11 protein-coding genes and 1 riboswitch are annotated in these 14,534 nt (G+C 70.9%); of the genes, 6 read left to right on the top strand and 5 right to left on the bottom strand.

The annotated features are described in order from the left end of the window. Positions 1-15: 15 nt before the first annotated feature. A complete protein-coding gene (locus tag ACZ407_RS21795) occupies positions 16-1,062 on the bottom strand; it encodes an SIS domain-containing protein (protein WP_468130622.1) in 1,047 nt (348 codons plus the stop codon). A gap of 302 nt (positions 1,063-1,364) precedes the next feature. On the opposite strand from ACZ407_RS21795, the gene nagB reads away from it, so the two are divergent. Beyond that, the gene (nagB, locus tag ACZ407_RS21790) at positions 1,365-2,150 is read left to right on the top strand and encodes a glucosamine-6-phosphate deaminase (RefSeq protein WP_468130779.1); all 786 of its coding nucleotides are present in this window, start codon (positions 1,365-1,367) and stop codon (positions 2,148-2,150) included. A gap of 89 nt (positions 2,151-2,239) precedes the next feature. Here nagB and ACZ407_RS21785 read toward each other — a convergent pair whose 3' ends face one another. From ACZ407_RS21785 to ACZ407_RS21770, 4 genes are all read right to left on the bottom strand, one after another. Then, positions 2,240-3,757, bottom strand: coding sequence for a glycoside hydrolase family 3 protein (locus ACZ407_RS21785; RefSeq protein WP_468130620.1), 1,518 nt, complete (start codon positions 3,755-3,757; stop codon positions 2,240-2,242). 10 nt (positions 3,758-3,767) lie between these two features. Then, on the bottom strand, positions 3,768-4,631 hold the full coding sequence (locus ACZ407_RS21780; protein ID WP_468130618.1) for a carbohydrate ABC transporter permease: 864 nt from the start codon (positions 4,629-4,631) through the stop codon (positions 3,768-3,770). Further along, on the bottom strand, positions 4,628-5,623 hold the full coding sequence (locus ACZ407_RS21775; RefSeq protein WP_468130616.1) for a carbohydrate ABC transporter permease: 996 nt from the start codon (positions 5,621-5,623) through the stop codon (positions 4,628-4,630). Before ACZ407_RS21775 ends, ACZ407_RS21780 begins: the two co-directional genes overlap by 4 nt. 82 nt (positions 5,624-5,705) lie before the next feature. Further along, entirely contained in the window at positions 5,706-6,995 is a 1,290-nt protein-coding gene (locus tag ACZ407_RS21770) for an extracellular solute-binding protein (protein WP_468130614.1), read from the bottom strand. A 289-nt stretch (positions 6,996-7,284) separates the two neighbouring features. On the opposite strand from ACZ407_RS21770, the gene ACZ407_RS21765 reads away from it, so the two are divergent. The 5 genes from ACZ407_RS21765 (at position 7,285) to ACZ407_RS21745 (ending at position 14,475) form a co-directional block, all read left to right on the top strand. After that, the gene (locus ACZ407_RS21765) at positions 7,285-8,049 is read left to right on the top strand and encodes a GntR family transcriptional regulator (protein ID WP_468130612.1); all 765 of its coding nucleotides are present in this window, start codon (positions 7,285-7,287) and stop codon (positions 8,047-8,049) included. Between the two features lie 188 nt (positions 8,050-8,237). Next, complete coding sequence (locus ACZ407_RS21760) at positions 8,238-10,394, top strand: carbon starvation CstA family protein (protein WP_468130610.1); 2,157 nt, start codon at positions 8,238-8,240, stop codon at positions 10,392-10,394. Then, positions 10,391-10,585 carry a YbdD/YjiX family protein gene (locus ACZ407_RS21755; RefSeq protein WP_468130608.1) on the top strand — a complete coding sequence of 65 codons (195 nt, stop codon included), beginning with the start codon at positions 10,391-10,393 and terminating at the stop codon, positions 10,583-10,585. The genes ACZ407_RS21760 and ACZ407_RS21755 overlap by 4 nt, the downstream gene beginning before the upstream one ends. A gap of 187 nt (positions 10,586-10,772) precedes the next feature. Then, positions 10,773-10,895: riboswitch (cobalamin riboswitch) on the top strand. A gap of 164 nt (positions 10,896-11,059) precedes the next feature. After that, positions 11,060-13,459 (top strand): ribonucleoside-diphosphate reductase subunit alpha, encoded by a 2,400-nt coding sequence (locus tag ACZ407_RS21750; RefSeq protein ID WP_468130606.1) that lies wholly within the window; start codon positions 11,060-11,062, stop codon positions 13,457-13,459. Then, positions 13,459-14,475, top strand: coding sequence for a ribonucleotide-diphosphate reductase subunit beta (locus ACZ407_RS21745; protein ID WP_468130604.1), 1,017 nt, complete (start codon positions 13,459-13,461; stop codon positions 14,473-14,475). The genes ACZ407_RS21750 and ACZ407_RS21745 overlap by 1 nt, the downstream gene beginning before the upstream one ends. Positions 14,476-14,534 lie beyond the last annotated feature (59 nt).

Here is a 14,534-nt window from a genome sequence, read left to right as displayed (position 1 = left end):
GCCGGGCGGCGGGCGTCAGCGGGTCTCGGTGACCTTGGCCAGGGCCCGCGGGGCGTCCGGGTCCTGGCCGCGGGCCACCGTGATCTCGTACGCGAGGAGCTGGAGCGGGATGATCTCCAGCAGGGGCTGCAGCTCCTCGCCCAAGCCGCCGACGGGCAGCACGAACCCGGCGGAGGCGGAGTCCACCTGCTCCTTCGGGCCGAGCGCGAACAGGTCGGCGCCCCGCCCGCGCAGCCGGTCGAGCACCGGCCGCAGGGCCTCTCCCCCGCGGCCCTCGGTGACGACGGCGATGACCGGGGAGATGTTGTCGACCATGGCGAGCGGGCCGTGCAGCAGGTCCGCGCCGGAGTAGGCCAGGGCCGGGATGTAGCTGGTCTCCATCAGCTTGAGGGCGGCCTCCAGGGCGGTCGGGTAGCCGAAGCCGCGCGAGGTGATGACCATGCGCTCGGCGAAGCGGTACCGGGCGGCGAGCGTGCGCACCTCCTCCCCGCGGGCCAGGACCTCCTCGGCGAGGGCGGGCAGGGCGGCGGCGTCGCGGCTGCCGTCGGCCCCGCGCAGGGCCTCGGTGAACAGGTACAGGGCCAGCAGCGAGGCGGTGTACGTCTTGGTGGCCGGCAGGGCCCGTTCGGGGCCCGCCAGGATGTCGATGTGGTGCTCGGAGACGGCCGCGAGGGCCGAGTCCGGGTTGTTGGTGACGGCGAGGGTGACGGCCCCGGCGGCGCGGGCGGCCTGGGTGGAGGCCACCAGGTCCGGGGAGCCGCCGGACTGGCTGACGGTGATCACGAGCACGTCGTCGAGGCGGGGCCGGGCCCCGTACGCGGTGATGGTGGACATCGAGCTGAGCCCGCAGGGCAGCCCGTGCCGGACCTCCAGCAGGTACTTCGCGTACAAGGCGGCATGGTCGGAGCTGCCGCGGCCGGCGAGCAGGACGAAGCGCGGGGCGCGGGCGGCGACGGCGGCCGCGGTGGCGCGGACCGGGTCGGCGGCCTCCTGGAGGATGCGCCGCCAGACGGCGGGCTGCTGCCGGATCTCGGCGGCCATGATGCTGCCGGCACGTTCCATGCGCCTGCCTCCGGGGGGTCCGCGGCGGGCCGGGCCGCACCCCGGGCCCGGGAGGCCGCCGGGCCCGGTTCGGCCGACCATGGAAACAGTCGAGCACGGAAGCCGGTACGGCCGCCAGCCGAGCGCGGGCGGCCGGTGCGGAGAGGGGGCGCGGAACGCGCTGCGGGGGTGCGGGCCGAGCCGGCCGCACGGGTCGGAGCCGGGCGGGATTGGGCGCAGCGGGGGCCGCTCGGTGGAGGGCTTTTCTGCTAGATTGGTCTATACCACACGTGTCCACCTCTTCTCAGATCGGCAGGCCCAGCGTGGAAGTTGTCATCGTTCCGGACGCCAAGGCAGGCGGCGAGCTCATCGCGGAGGCCATGGCCGCCCTGGTCCGCCGCAAGCCCGACGCCCTGCTCGGCGTGGCGACCGGCTCGACCCCGCTGCCCATCTACGAGGCCCTCGCGGCGAAGGTGCGGGCCGGTGAGGTGGACGCCTCGCGCGCCCGCATCTGCCAGCTCGACGAGTACGTCGGCCTGCCCGCCGGCCACCCCGAGTCCTACCGCTCGGTGGTCCTGCGCGAGGTCGTCGAGCCGCTCGGCCTGACCCCGGAGTCCTTCATGGGCCCGGACGGCGCCGCCGCCGACGTGGTCGCGGCCTGCGAGGACTACGACCGGGCGCTGGCCGAGGCCGGCGGGGTGGACCTCCAGCTGCTGGGCATCGGCACGGACGGCCACATCGGCTTCAACGAGCCCTGCTCCTCGCTGGCCTCACGCACCCGCATCAAGACGCTCACCGAGCAGACCCGCGTGGACAACGCGCGGTTCTTCGACGACGACATCGACCAGGTGCCGCACCACGTCATCACCCAGGGCATCGGCACCATCCTCGACGCCCGCCACCTGGTGCTGCTGGCCACCGGCGAGGGCAAGGCCGAGGCGGTCGCGCAGACCGTCGAGGGCCCGGTCTCCTCCCTGGTGCCGGCCTCCGCGCTCCAGCTGCACCCGCACGCCACCGTCGTCGTGGACGAGGCCGCCGCCTCGAAGCTGAAGCTGGCCGACTACTTCCGCCACGCCTACGCGAGCAAGCCGGAGTGGCAGGGCCTCTAGGCCGCTCCGGTGTGCACAAGGGCCGGGCACCCCTGGGGGTGCCCGGCCCTTGTGCATACCGGTTCGGCTCACCGGATCCGTTGCCGCTCTCAGCAGCCGGCGATGATCTCCGCGGCCGCTCGGCCGCAGACCCGCGCGGCCCCGTGCGTGGCGATGTGCAGCGCACCGCGCGGCTCGGCCCGGGGCAGGCCCATCTCGACCACGACGGTGTCCGGCCGGGCCGCGACCAGGGCGTCCACCGCCTCGGTCATCCACGGGTGCCGGTGGGCGTCGCGGACGACGGCCACGATGGTGCGGCCGCCCGCGGCGGCGAGCACCTCGGCGGCCGTGGCGCCCTCGCCGAAGCGGCCGGACTCGGTGTCCGCGACCAGCTCCGCGAGTTCGGCGGCCGGACCCCACGGGGTCTCGTCGCCGACCGCGATGTTCGCGACGGGTGCGAGGGTGGCCACGTACGCCGAGGTGACCGGCTTGCGCTCGCCGGTGACCTGGACCGCGCGGCGGGCCGCCGTCAGGCCGATGCCGGCCGAGCCGGGCGCGCTCCCCTCCTCAACGGGCGCGCCCGGCGCAGCGGCCGCCCGGGCCTGCCGGGTCCAGTCGGCGAGGGCCCGCACCCGGGCGGCGGCGTCGGCGAGCCGCTCCTCCGGGAGGTGTCCCTCGCGCACGGCGTTCACGAGTGCGTCGCGCAGGCGCAGCACGGTGTCCTCGTCGGCGAGTCCGCCGCCGACGCAGATGGCGTCGGCGCCGGCGGCGATGGCGAGCACGGAGCCGCGCTCGATGCCGTAGGTGCCGGCGATGGCGTTCATCTCCATGCCGTCGGTGACGATCAGGCCCTGGTAGCCCAGCTCCTCGCGCAGCAGGCCGGTGAGGATCTGCGGGCTGAGGGTGGCGGGCCGGGTCGGGTCGAGCGCGGGCAGCAGGATGTGGGCGCTCATGATCGCCTTGGTGCCCGCGGCCATGGCGGCCTTGAAGGGCACGAGTTCGCGGGCGTAGAGCGTGTCCAGGCCGGCGTCGATCCGCGGCAGCGCGTGGTGCGAGTCGACGTTGGTGTCGCCGTGGCCCGGGAAGTGCTTGGTGCAGGCGGCGACGCCGGCGGCCTGGAGGCCCTCGACGTACGCGGCGGTGTGCCGGGCGGCCAGCTCGGTGTCGGCGCCGAAGGAGCGCACCCCGATGACCGGGTTGTCGGGGTTGGAGTTGACGTCGGCCGAGGGGGCCCAGTTGAGGTTCACCCCGCACTCGGCGAGCCGGCGGCCGAGTTCGCGGGCCACCTCGCGGGTGAGCGCGGTGTCGTCCACGGCGCCGAGGGCGAGGTTGCCGGGGAAGGAGGAGCCGCCGCGGACCTCCAGGCGGGTGACGTCGCCGCCCTCCTCGTCGATGGCGACGAGGACGTCCTCGCGCTCGGCGCGCAGTTGCGCGGTGAGGGAGGCCAGCTGGTCCGGCGCGGCGATGTTGCGGCCGAAGAGGCCGACCGCGGTGAGGCCTTCGGAGACCTGGCGCAGCAGCCAGTCGGGGGCGGTGGTGCCGAGGAAGCCGGGCTGGAGCACGGCCAGGGCGTCACGGGTGAGTCCGTCGTTTCCGGGTGCGGTGGAGCGGTGCGCGAGGATCGTCATCGGGAGCAGGTCATCCCTTCACTGCGCCGGCGGTCAGACCCGCGGCCATCTTGCGCTGGACCACCAGGAACAGCGCGATGATCGGGACCGCGAGCATGGTGGAGCCGGCCATCATCGGGGCGAACTCGGTGCCGTTCTTCGTGATGAAGTTGCTGAGCCAGACGGTGGCGGTCTGGTTCTGCTGGCTCATGAGCATCAGGGCGTACAGGTACTCGTTCCAGGCCTGGATGAACCCGTAGACCGAGGTGGCGACCATGCCCGGGGCGAGCAGCGGGAAGACCACGCGGATGAAGGCGCCGGTCGGGGTGCAGCCGTCGACCATGGCGGCCTCTTCGAGCTCCTTCGGGATGTTCACGATGAAGCCGCGCAGGGTCCACACGGTGAAGGGCAGGATGAAGGTCAGGTACGTGATGATCAGGCCGGTCAGCCGGTCGTACTGGCCCAGGTCGTTGAGCAGCAGGAAGACCGGGATGATCATCGCGACGAGCGGGACCATCTGGACGGCGAGGATGCCGACGATGACGGCCTTGCGGCCGCGGAAGGCGAAGCGCGAGATGGCCAGGGCGGCCAGCATGCCCACGAAGATGCCGATGAGGACGACGACGAGGGAGACGGTCAGGGAGCGGCCGACCGGTCCCCAGAAGTCGCTGATCTCCAGTGCCCGGCGGAAGTTGTCCAGGGTCCAGGAGGTCGGGAAGAAGTGCGGGCTCGGGTCGATGGCGTCCTTGGCGGGCTTGAACGCGGTGTTCAGCATCCAGTAGACGGGGAAGCCGGCCGTGACGAAGACGAGCAGGCCGAGGAGGTTCCAGCCGAGCTTCGACTTCTTGAAGCCCTTGCGGCCTGCGCCGCGCGGGGTCGCGGTGGTCGTGGTCACTCCACCTCTCCGATCTTGAGCATCTGGCGCATGTACGCGGCGACGACGCCGAGCAGCAGCAGGACGGTCACCAGGGCGATGGCGGAGCCGCCGGAGTAGTCGTTGACCACGAAGGCCTGCTGGTACGAGTACGTGGTCAGCAGCTGGAACTCGGCTTCGGGGTTGCCGTTGCGCATCACGAAGACCTGCGGGAAGACGCCCATGTCCCAGATGACCGAGAGGGTGGTCAGCATGACGATGATCGGCTTCAGGATGGGCAGGGTGACGTGGCGGAACACGCCCCAGGCGCCGGCGCCGTCGAGGCGCGCGGCCTCCTCCAGCTCCTTGGGCACCTGGGTGAGGCCGGCGCTGAGGGTGATGACCACGAAGGGCACGGCGCCCCAGACCACGAGGAGCATGATCACGGCGAGGCCCTCGGGGCCGCTGGCGAACCAGTTGTGGCCGATCATGTCCACGCCGGGGAGCTTGCTCAGCAGGTAGTTGAGCACGCCGTAGTCGGAGTCGAAGAGCCACTTGAAGATGGCGGTGGCGACCAGGATGGGCATGCCCCAGCTGGCGACCAGTGCGATGTTGATCAGCGTCTTGACCCAGCCGGAGACCCGCTGGAGGAGCAGGGCGATGACCATGCCGATGACCATGGTCAGGATGACCGCGCCGACGGTGAAGAGCACCGTGCGCAGGACCACGGACCAGAAGACGCCGTCACCGAGGATCTTGGTGAAGTTGTCGAAGCCGACCCACTCGGCGTCCTTGAACCCCCACAGCTCGGCCTTGCCGAAGCTCTGGAAGGAGAGGGACACCAGTCTGTAGAGCGGGTATCCCATGACGAGCACGATGACCAGCAGGCAGGGGGCCAGCAGCAGCCAGGGGGTGGCTGTGGAGCCCTTGCGGGTGGTCTTCCCCGGCCTGCCCGTGATCCCTGTGCCCGCTCCGGTGGAAGGCTGCTGCTTCGCCGGTGGCAGGTCGGCGGTGGTTGTCTGTGCGGCACTCATCGCGCGCTCCTCGGGGGTCCCTCTCTTGTCACGGGCAGCAGGGCCCCGCCGTCGGTCAGCGGCGGGGCCCTGCTCGCTCAGGTCACTTGGTGTTGATGACCTTGTCGATGGCGGCGTCGGCGGCCTTGGCGGCGTCCTCGACGGACTTCTTGCCGTTGCCGATCTCGACGAGCATCGTCTGGAGGACCTTGGCCTTCTCGACCTGGCCCCAGCCCGGAGCGGTGGGGACGAACCAGGAGGACTCGGCCGCGGTGGCGGCGACCTGGGTCTTCGGGTCGGCCTTCAGCGGCGCGAGGTCCGTCTTGTTGTTGGGCAGGTTGCCCTTGGCGATCAGACCGGCCTGGCCCTTGGCGCCGGTGAAGGCGTTGATCCACTCGGCCGCGATGTCCTGGGCGTCCGACTTGGACGGGATGGCCAGGTCGGAGCCGCCGAGGAAGACCGGGAGGTTCTTGCCGTTCGGGCCGGGCATCACGAAGTTCTCGATCTTGTCGGCGAGCTTGCCGACCTTGTCGTTCTCCGGGGTGGCGGAGGTGGCGCCCTCCCAGGCGGCGGCGAAGATCGTGGCCGCGTTGCCCTGGCCGAAGACGACCGGGCGGTCGGCCTCGTCCTTGGTCTTGTCCGCGTGCATGTACTTGTCGAGGATCTCCTTGTACTGCTTGAGACCCTTGAGCGACTCGGGGGAGGACAGCGAGGCCTTCCACTGGCCGCCCTCGTTCTTGGCGATCGCGCCGCCCGCGTCGTAGACGAAGGACATCGCGGCGTACCAGTCCGGCGAGGGCTGGTACCAGGCGCTGAACTTGTCGCCCTTCTTCTTCTGGACCGCGTCGAGGGCCTTGGTCAGCTCGGCCCAGCTCTTCGGGGCGGCCTTGACGCCTGCCTCGGCGGCTATGTCCTTGCGCCAGGTGCCCACGCGGCCGCCGGCGTAGTAGGGGACGCCGTAGGTCTTGCCGTCGTACGTGACGGACTCCTTGAGGGCGTCGAGCCACGCGGAGGAGTTGTCGAACTTCGACGGGTCCACCTCGGCGAAGGCGCCGGTGGACATGTAGCCGATCATCTCGGAGTTGCCCATCTCGACCACGTCGGGGGCCTTGTCCGTGGCGAGGACGGCGTCCAGCTTGGCGTTCTTGTCCGGCCAGCCGTAGTACTCGTGCTTGACCTTCAGCCCCGGGTGCTTGGCGGCAATGGCGTCGTCGGCCGCCTTGACCAGGTCCGGCCAGTTGTTCTGCGCGTCGACGGTCAGCCAGACGGTGATCTCCTTGGCGCCGGAGGCCTTGTTGCCGCCCTCCTTCTTGTCGCCGTCGGAACCGCCACACGCCGCCAGGCCGATAACCATGCCCGCGACACCAACCGCCGCGATGAGCTTGCGCTTCACGCCACCCTCCTCAGGGATGCCTGCACTCCCCCTGCCCGCCGACGGTGACAATCGCCAAGTACTGCCCGTGGGGCCGGGATCTGATCCATATTGGTTTAGACCAGTAGCCTGGAGCTTGGCCTAGACCTTTGGGGGTGTCAAGGGTCTAATAAACGAGGTGTCAGTCCGTTACCGGACCGACACCTCAGGGAGGGGCGAGGTCCGTGCTCCGGCCCGTGTCACGATGTGACCGCACACAACGGAGGAGCCGGTTTTGGCAACGGGACTGGAGTCGGGAAGGCGGGCGGCCATGGCCACCGAAGGGGCGCTCACGGAGCCGGAGAGCGGGGCAGCCACTCGCACCGCACGCGTGCCCAAGTACTACCGGCTCAAGCGGCATTTGCTCGAAATGACCGAAACGCTGCCCCCCGGCACCCCGGTCCCGCCGGAGCGCACGCTGGCGGCCGAGTTCGACACCTCCCGGACCACGGTCCGGCAGGCACTGCAGGAGCTCGTGGTCGAAGGGCGGCTGGAGCGCATCCAGGGCAAGGGCACCTTCGTCGCCAAGCCCAAGGTCTCCCAGGCGCTGCAACTGACCTCGTACACGGAGGACATGCGCGCCCAGGGGCTGGAGCCCACGTCCCAGCTGCTGGACATCGGGTACGTGACCGCCGACGACACCCTCGCCGGGCTGCTCAAGATCGCCACCGGGGGCCGGGTACTGCGCATCGAGCGCCTGCGGCTGGCCAGCGGCGAGCCCATGGCCATCGAGACCACGCACCTGTCGGCGAAGCGCTTCCCGGCCCTGCGCCGCTCGCTCGTCAAGTACACGTCCCTCTACACCGCCCTCGCGGAGGTGTACGACGTGCACCTCGCCGAGGCCGAGGAGACCATCGAGACCTCGCTGGCCACCCCGCGCGAGGCCGGCCTGCTCGGCACCGACGTCGGCCTGCCGATGCTCATGCTGTCGCGGCACTCCCTCGACGCGGAGGGCGAGCCCGTGGAGTGGGTCCGCTCGGTCTACCGCGGCGATCGATACAAGTTCGTTGCCCGACTCCAGCGCCCCGCCGTCTGATCCGTAGAACACTCTCGTACGGATGTCGGACGGGGGCTTACGTTCAGCGGTCGGTCCCCGTAGATTCCTGCGATCACGCAGATGATCAACGAGGGGACGAGATCATGCCGGAACCTGGATCAAACGGCACGGAACGGAACACGGCGGGTTCGGCCGCAGGGCCGGACTCGCCGTCCTCTGCAGGGCGGATGACGCCCAGGTCGATCGCGGTCTGGTCGCTGGTCGCCCTCGTGGGAGCCGTCGGCTGGGCCGTGCTCGCGCTCTCCCGGGGCGAGGAGATCTCGGCCGCCTGGATGCTGGCCGCGGCCCTGGGCTCGTACGCCATCGCGTACCGGTTCTACGCGCGCTTCATCGCCCACCGCGTGCTGAAGGTGGACAAGACGCGGGCCACCCCCGCCGAGCGCCTTGACAACGGTGTCGACTTCCACCCGACGGACCGCCGGGTGCTCTTCGGCCACCACTTCGCCGCCGTGGCCGGGGCCGGCCCGCTGGTCGGCCCGGTCCTCGCCGCGCAGATGGGCTACCTGCCCGGGACCATCTGGATCGTGGCCGGCGTGATCTTCGCCGGCGCGGTCCAGGACATGGTCACCCTGTTCTTCTCCACCCGGCGCGACGGCCGTTCGCTCGGCCAGATGGCCCGCGAGGAGATCGGCCCGTTCGGCGGGGCGGCCGCGCTCCTCGCGGTGTTCGCCATCATGATCATCCTGCTGGCGGTGCTGGCGCTGATCATCGTCAACGCCCTCTCGCACTCCCCGTGGGGCGTGTTCTCCATCGGCATGACCATCCCGATCGCCCTGTTCATGGGCGTCTACCTGCGCATCCTGCGGCCGGGCCGGGTCACCGAGGTCTCCCTGATCGGCGTGGCCCTGCTGCTGCTCGCGATCGTCGCCGGCGGCTGGGTGGCCGAGTCCTCCTTCGCGGACGTCTTCACGCTGGAGAAGGAGACCCTGGTCGTCTGGATGGTCGTCTACGGCTTCCTGGCCTCGGTGCTGCCGGTGTGGCTGCTCCTCGCCCCCCGCGACTACCTCTCCACCTTCATGAAGATCGGCACCATCGCCCTCCTCGCCGTGGGCGTGGTCGTCGCCATGCCCACCCTGAAGATGCCCGCCGTCACGGACTTCGCGAGCCGCGGCGACGGCCCGGTCTTCGCCGGCTCGATGTTCCCCTTCGTCTTCATCACCATCGCCTGCGGCGCGCTCTCCGGCTTCCACTCCCTGGTCTCCTCGGGCACCACCCCGAAGATGATCCAGAAGGAGACCCAGGTCCGGATGATCGGCTACGGGGCCATGCTCACGGAGTCCTTCGTCGCGGTCATGGCCGTCATCGCGGCCTGCATCATCGAGCCCGGCCTCTTCTTCGCCGTGAACTCCCCGCCGGGGGTCGTCGGCACCACCGTCGAGGCCGCCTCGCAGGCCGTCGGGAACTTCGGCTTCGCCCTCTCCGGGGCGGACCTGGCCCAGGCCGCCAAGGACGTGGAGGAGGCCACCCTGCTCTCCCGCACCGGCGGCGCCCCGACCTTCGCACTCGGAATGTCGGAGATCTTCTCGTCGGTGTTCGGCGGGTCCTCGATGAAGGCGTTCTGGTACCACTTCGCGATCATGTTCGAGGCCCTCTTCATCCTCACCACCCTCGACGCCGGCACCCGCGTGGGCCGCTTCATGCTCCAGGACACCCTGGGCAACGTGGCCAAGCCCTTCAAGCAGGTCAGCTGGAAGCCCGGCGTGTGGATCACCAGCGCGGTGGTCGTCGGGGCCTGGGGCTACTTCCTGTGGGTGGGCGTGAAGGACCCGCTGGGCGGCATCAACCAGCTCTTCCCGCTGTTCGGCATCGCGAACCAGCTGCTCGCCGCGGTGGCCCTGGCCGTCTGCACCACCCTGCTCGTGAAGTCCGGCCGGCTGAAGTGGGCCTGGGTCACCGGCGTGCCGCTCGCCTGGGACGCCGTGGTCACCCTCACCGCCAGCTGGCAGAAGGTGTTCTCCGAGGACCCGCGGGTGGGCTTCTTCGCCCAGCGCGACAAGTTCCAGGCGGGCATCGACGCCGACAAGGTGCTGCCGCCCGCCAAGACCATGGACGAGATGCACACCGTGGTCACCAACGCCACCGTGGACGGGGTCCTGTCCGCCCTCTTCGCCCTGCTGATCGTGGTCGTGCTGGCGGACGCCGCCCGGGTCTGCATCAAGGCCGTCCGCAGCCCGGAGTCGGTCCGGCTGCACGAGACCCCGTACACCCGCTCCGCGATCGTGGCCCCGGCCGGGCTCCTGCCCACCGAGGAGGAGCGGGCCGAACTGGCCGCCGCCGGCCTGGACTCGGGCGGGGGCCGGCAGCGGGAGTCCGTGGCGCCGTGAGCGCCCGCGCACTCCTCGCCCGGATCCGCTTCTACGTCCGCGAGTTCTCCGGCGAGGCGGCCTACGACCGTTACGTCGCCCACACCCGCGGACACGACCCGCAGGCGCCCGTCCTGAGCCGGCGGGCGTTCGAACGGGCCCGCACGGACGCCCGCGAGGGGGACCCCCGCGAGGGCTTCCGCTGCTGCTGAACCCCCTCCCCGCCCCGTACGAAGGGCCCCGCCGCACCCGGCGGGGCCCTTCGCCGTACCCGCCCCGAGCCGGTCAACGGGCCCTTCCGGAACAGGCCGTGCTCACGTACAGCCCCCAGGCGAAGGCGTAGCGCAATCAGCCGGACACAACATCTAGGGGGTCGCACACGAGGCTGCCCCCACATGTATGCTCGTCCTCGCTGTCGTCGCAGGGGAATCCGGTGGGAATCCGGAACTGTCCCGCAACGGTATGAGATGCACTGATCTGTGCGATGCGAGTCCGAAGACCTGCCGACAGCGCACCCGGGTCGACCGAGCCGGGTCCAGACACGTCCGGGTCTCGCGGGTTGGGCCGGCGGACGCCATGCGGAGACGCGCTGCCCGCCCTGCCACGGGCCGCCGCGCGCCCCCTTCCGCGTGCGCGCTCGCACCCCGCCCCGAAGGCAACGGGCCGAGCGAGGGAGAGCCCCCACCGTGACCATCGCGCCTTCCGCACCGCGCGCCGAGTCCGACCAGCCCGAGGCCGAAGGCCCCGGCGCCGCGCTGCTGCGCACCCTCACCGACCTCACCGCCGACCTGCCCGACACCGACCCCGGCCGGGTGGCCGCCGCCGCCCTGCGCGGCCGCAGCGCCGACGCGGACGAGGCCGAGCTGCGCGGGCTTGCCACCGAGGCGGCCGCGGGGCTCATCTCCGAGGACCCGGCGTACTCCAAGCTCGCCGCCCGCCTGCTCACCCTCGCCATCGCGGAGGAGGCCGCCGGTCAGGGCGCGACCTCCTTCTCGGCCTCCGTCGCCACCGGCCACGCCGAGGGCCTGATCGCCGACCGCACCGCGGAGTTCGTCCGCGCCCACGCGGCCCGGCTGGACGCCCTGGTCGAGCAGTCCCTCGCGGAGGGGGCCGACGACCGCTTCGGCTTCTTCGGCCTGCGCACCCTGCACAGCCGCTACCTGCTGCGCCACCCGATCACCCGGCAGGTCGTCGAGACCCCGCAGCACTTCATGCTGCGCGTGGCCTGCGGCCTGGCCGAGGACGAGTCGGTGCGCGCGGTGGAGGAGGTGGCCTCGCTGTACCGGCTGATGAGCCGCCTGGACTACCTGCCGTCCTCCCCCACCCTCTTCAACTCCGGCACCCGGCACCCGCAGATGTCCTCCTGCTACCTGCTGGACTCCCCGCTGGACGAGCTGGACTCGATCTACGACCGCTACCACCAGGTGGCGCGCCTGTCGAAGCACGCGGGCGGCATCGGCCTGTCCTACTCGCGCATCCGCGCCCGCGGTTCGCTGATCCGCGGCACCAACGGCCACTCCAACGGCATCGTCCCGTTCCTGAAGACCCTCGACGCCTCCGTGGCCGCGGTGAACCAGGGCGGCCGCCGCAAGGGCGCCGCCGCCGTGTACCTGGAGACCTGGCACGCGGACATCGAGGAGTTCCTGGAGCTGCGGGACAACACGGGCGAGGACGCCCGCCGCACCCACAACCTCAACCTCGCGCACTGGATCCCGGACGAGTTCATGCGCCGCGTGAACGCCGACGGCGAGTGGTCGCTGTTCTCCCCGTCCGACGTGCCCGAGCTGGTCGACCTGTACGGCGACGAGTTCGACGAGGCGTACCGCAAGGCCGAGGCGGCAGGCCTGGCCAAGAAGTCCATGCCGGCCCGCGAGCTGTACGGCCGCATGATGCGCACCCTCGCGCAGACCGGCCAGGGCTGGATGACGTTCAAGGACGCCTCCAACCGGACCGCGAACCAGACCGCCCTGCCCGGCAGCGTGGTCCACTCCTCCAACCTCTGCACCGAGATCATCGAGGTCACCGACGACGGCGAGACGGCCGTCTGCAACCTCGGCTCGGTCAACCTCGGCGCGTTCGTGGCCGACGGCGCGATGGACTGGGAGCGGCTGGACGAGACCGTCCGCACCGCCGTGACCTTCCTCGACCGGGTCGTGGACATCAACTTCTACCCGACCGAGCAGGCGGGCCGCTCCAACGCCCGCTGGCGGCCGGTGGGCCTGGGCGCCATGGGCCTCCAGGACGTGTTCTTCAAGCTGCGCCTGCCCTTCGACTCGGCCGAGGCGAAGGCCCTGTCCACGCAGATCGCCGAGCGCATCATGCTCGCCGCGTACGAGGCCTCCGCGGACCTCGCCGAGCGCAACGGCCCGGTGCCCGCGTGGGAGCAGACCCGTACCGCCCAGGGCGTCCTGCACCCGGACCACTACAACAGCGCGGCCGAGCGCCACTGGCCGGAGCGCTGGGAGGCGCTGCGCGCCCGCATCGCCGAGACCGGCATGCGCAACTCGCTGCTGCTGGCGATCGCGCCGACCGCCACGATCGCCTCGATCGCGGGCGTGTACGAGTGCATCGAGCCGCAGGTCTCCAACCTCTTCAAGCGCGAGACCCTCAGCGGTGAGTTCCTCCAGGTCAACGGCTACCTGGTCGAGGACCTCAAGAAGCTGGGCGTGTGGGACGCGCAGACCCGCGAGGCGCTGCGCGACGCCTCCGGCTCGGTGGCCGGCTTCGGCTGGATCCCGGCCGAGGTGCGCGAGCTGTACCGCACGGCGTGGGAGATCCCGCAGCGCGGCCTGATCGACATGGCGGCGGCCCGCACCCCGTACCTCGACCAGAGCCAGTCCCTGAACCTGTTCATGGAGACGCCCACCATCGGCAAGCTCAGCTCGATGTACGCGTACGCCTGGAAGCAGGGCCTGAAGACCACGTACTACCTGCGCTCGCGCCCGGCGACGAAGATCGCCCGCGCCGCGTCGGCCGCGTCCGCCGTCCCGGCCGCAGCCCCTGCGGCCCAGCTCCCCCAGGCGCTCGACGCCGAGGCGCTGGCCTGCTCCCTTGAGAACCCCGAGTCCTGCGAGGCCTGCCAGTAATGAGCACCACCCGTAAGCAGAACCTGCTCGACCCCGGCTTCGAGCTGACCCTGCGCCCGATGCGCTACCCGGACTTCTACGAGCGCTACCGGGACGCGATCAAGAACACCTGGACCGTGGAGGAGGTCGATCTCCACTCGGACGTGGCCGACCTCGCGAAGCTGACGCCGGCCGAGCAGCACATGATCGGCCGCCTGGTCGCGTTCTTCGCCACCGGCGACTCGATCGTGGCGAACAACCTGGTCCTGACGCTGTACAAGCACATCAACTCCCCGGAGGCGCGCCTGTACCTGTCGCGCCAGCTGTTCGAGGAGGCCGTGCACGTCCAGTTCTACCTGACGCTGCTCGACACCTACCTGCCCGATCCGGAGGACCGCGCGGCGGCCTTCGCGGCGGTCGAGAACATCCCCTCCATCCGCGAGAAGGCGCAGTTCTGCTTCAAGTGGATGGACTCGGTCGAGAAGATCGACCGGCTGGAGACGCAGGCCGACCGCCGGCGCTTCCTGCTGAACCTGATCTGCTTCGCCGCGTGCATCGAGGGCCTGTTCTTCTACGGCGCCTTCGCGTACGTGTACTGGTTCCGGTCGCGCGGCCTGCTGCACGGCCTGGCCACCGGCACCAACTGGGTGTTCCGCGACGAGACCATGCACATGAACTTCGCGTTCGAGGTCGTGGACACGGTCCGCAAGGAGGAGCCCGAGCTCTTCGACGACGAGCTGCGGCAGCAGGTCACGGACATGCTGAAGGAGGCCGTCGAGGCGGAGCTGCAGTTCGGCCGCGACCTGTGCGGCGACGGCCTGCCCGGCATGAACACCGAGTCGATGCGCGAGTACCTCCAGTGCGTCGCCGACCAGCGCCTGGTGCGCCTCGGCTTCGCCCCGGTCTACGGCTCGGAGAACCCGTTCTCCTTCATGGAGCTCCAGGGCGTCCAGGAGCTGACGAACTTCTTCGAGCGCCGCCCGTCGGCGTACCAGGTGGCCGTCGAGGGCACCGTGGACCTCGACGAGGACTTCTAGGAGTTCCGCGGGACCCCTTGTGCACCGCCGATGCCGCTTCCGGACCGTGGGTCCGGGGG

Source organism: Streptomyces sp. NPDC030809 (assembly GCF_055572195.1).
The sequence above is the reverse complement of the archived record's forward strand: the minus strand, read 5'-3'. Positions and strand labels throughout refer to the sequence as shown.

Coding starts and splice junctions, on each gene's coding strand:
- ACZ407_RS21795 (WP_468130622.1), bottom strand. CDS start 1,062: ATGGAACGTGCCGGCAGCATCATGGCCGCCGAGATCCGGCAGCAGCCC.
- ACZ407_RS21785 (WP_468130620.1), bottom strand. CDS start 3,757: ATGACGATCCTCGCGCACCGCTCCACCGCACCCGGAAACGACGGACTC.
- ACZ407_RS21775 (WP_468130616.1), bottom strand. CDS start 5,623: ATGAGTGCCGCACAGACAACCACCGCCGACCTGCCACCGGCGAAGCAG.
- ACZ407_RS21765 (WP_468130612.1), top strand. CDS start 7,285: ATGGCCACCGAAGGGGCGCTCACGGAGCCGGAGAGCGGGGCAGCCACT.
- ACZ407_RS21760 (WP_468130610.1), top strand. CDS start 8,238: ATGACGCCCAGGTCGATCGCGGTCTGGTCGCTGGTCGCCCTCGTGGGA.
- ACZ407_RS21745 (WP_468130604.1), top strand. CDS start 13,459: ATGAGCACCACCCGTAAGCAGAACCTGCTCGACCCCGGCTTCGAGCTG.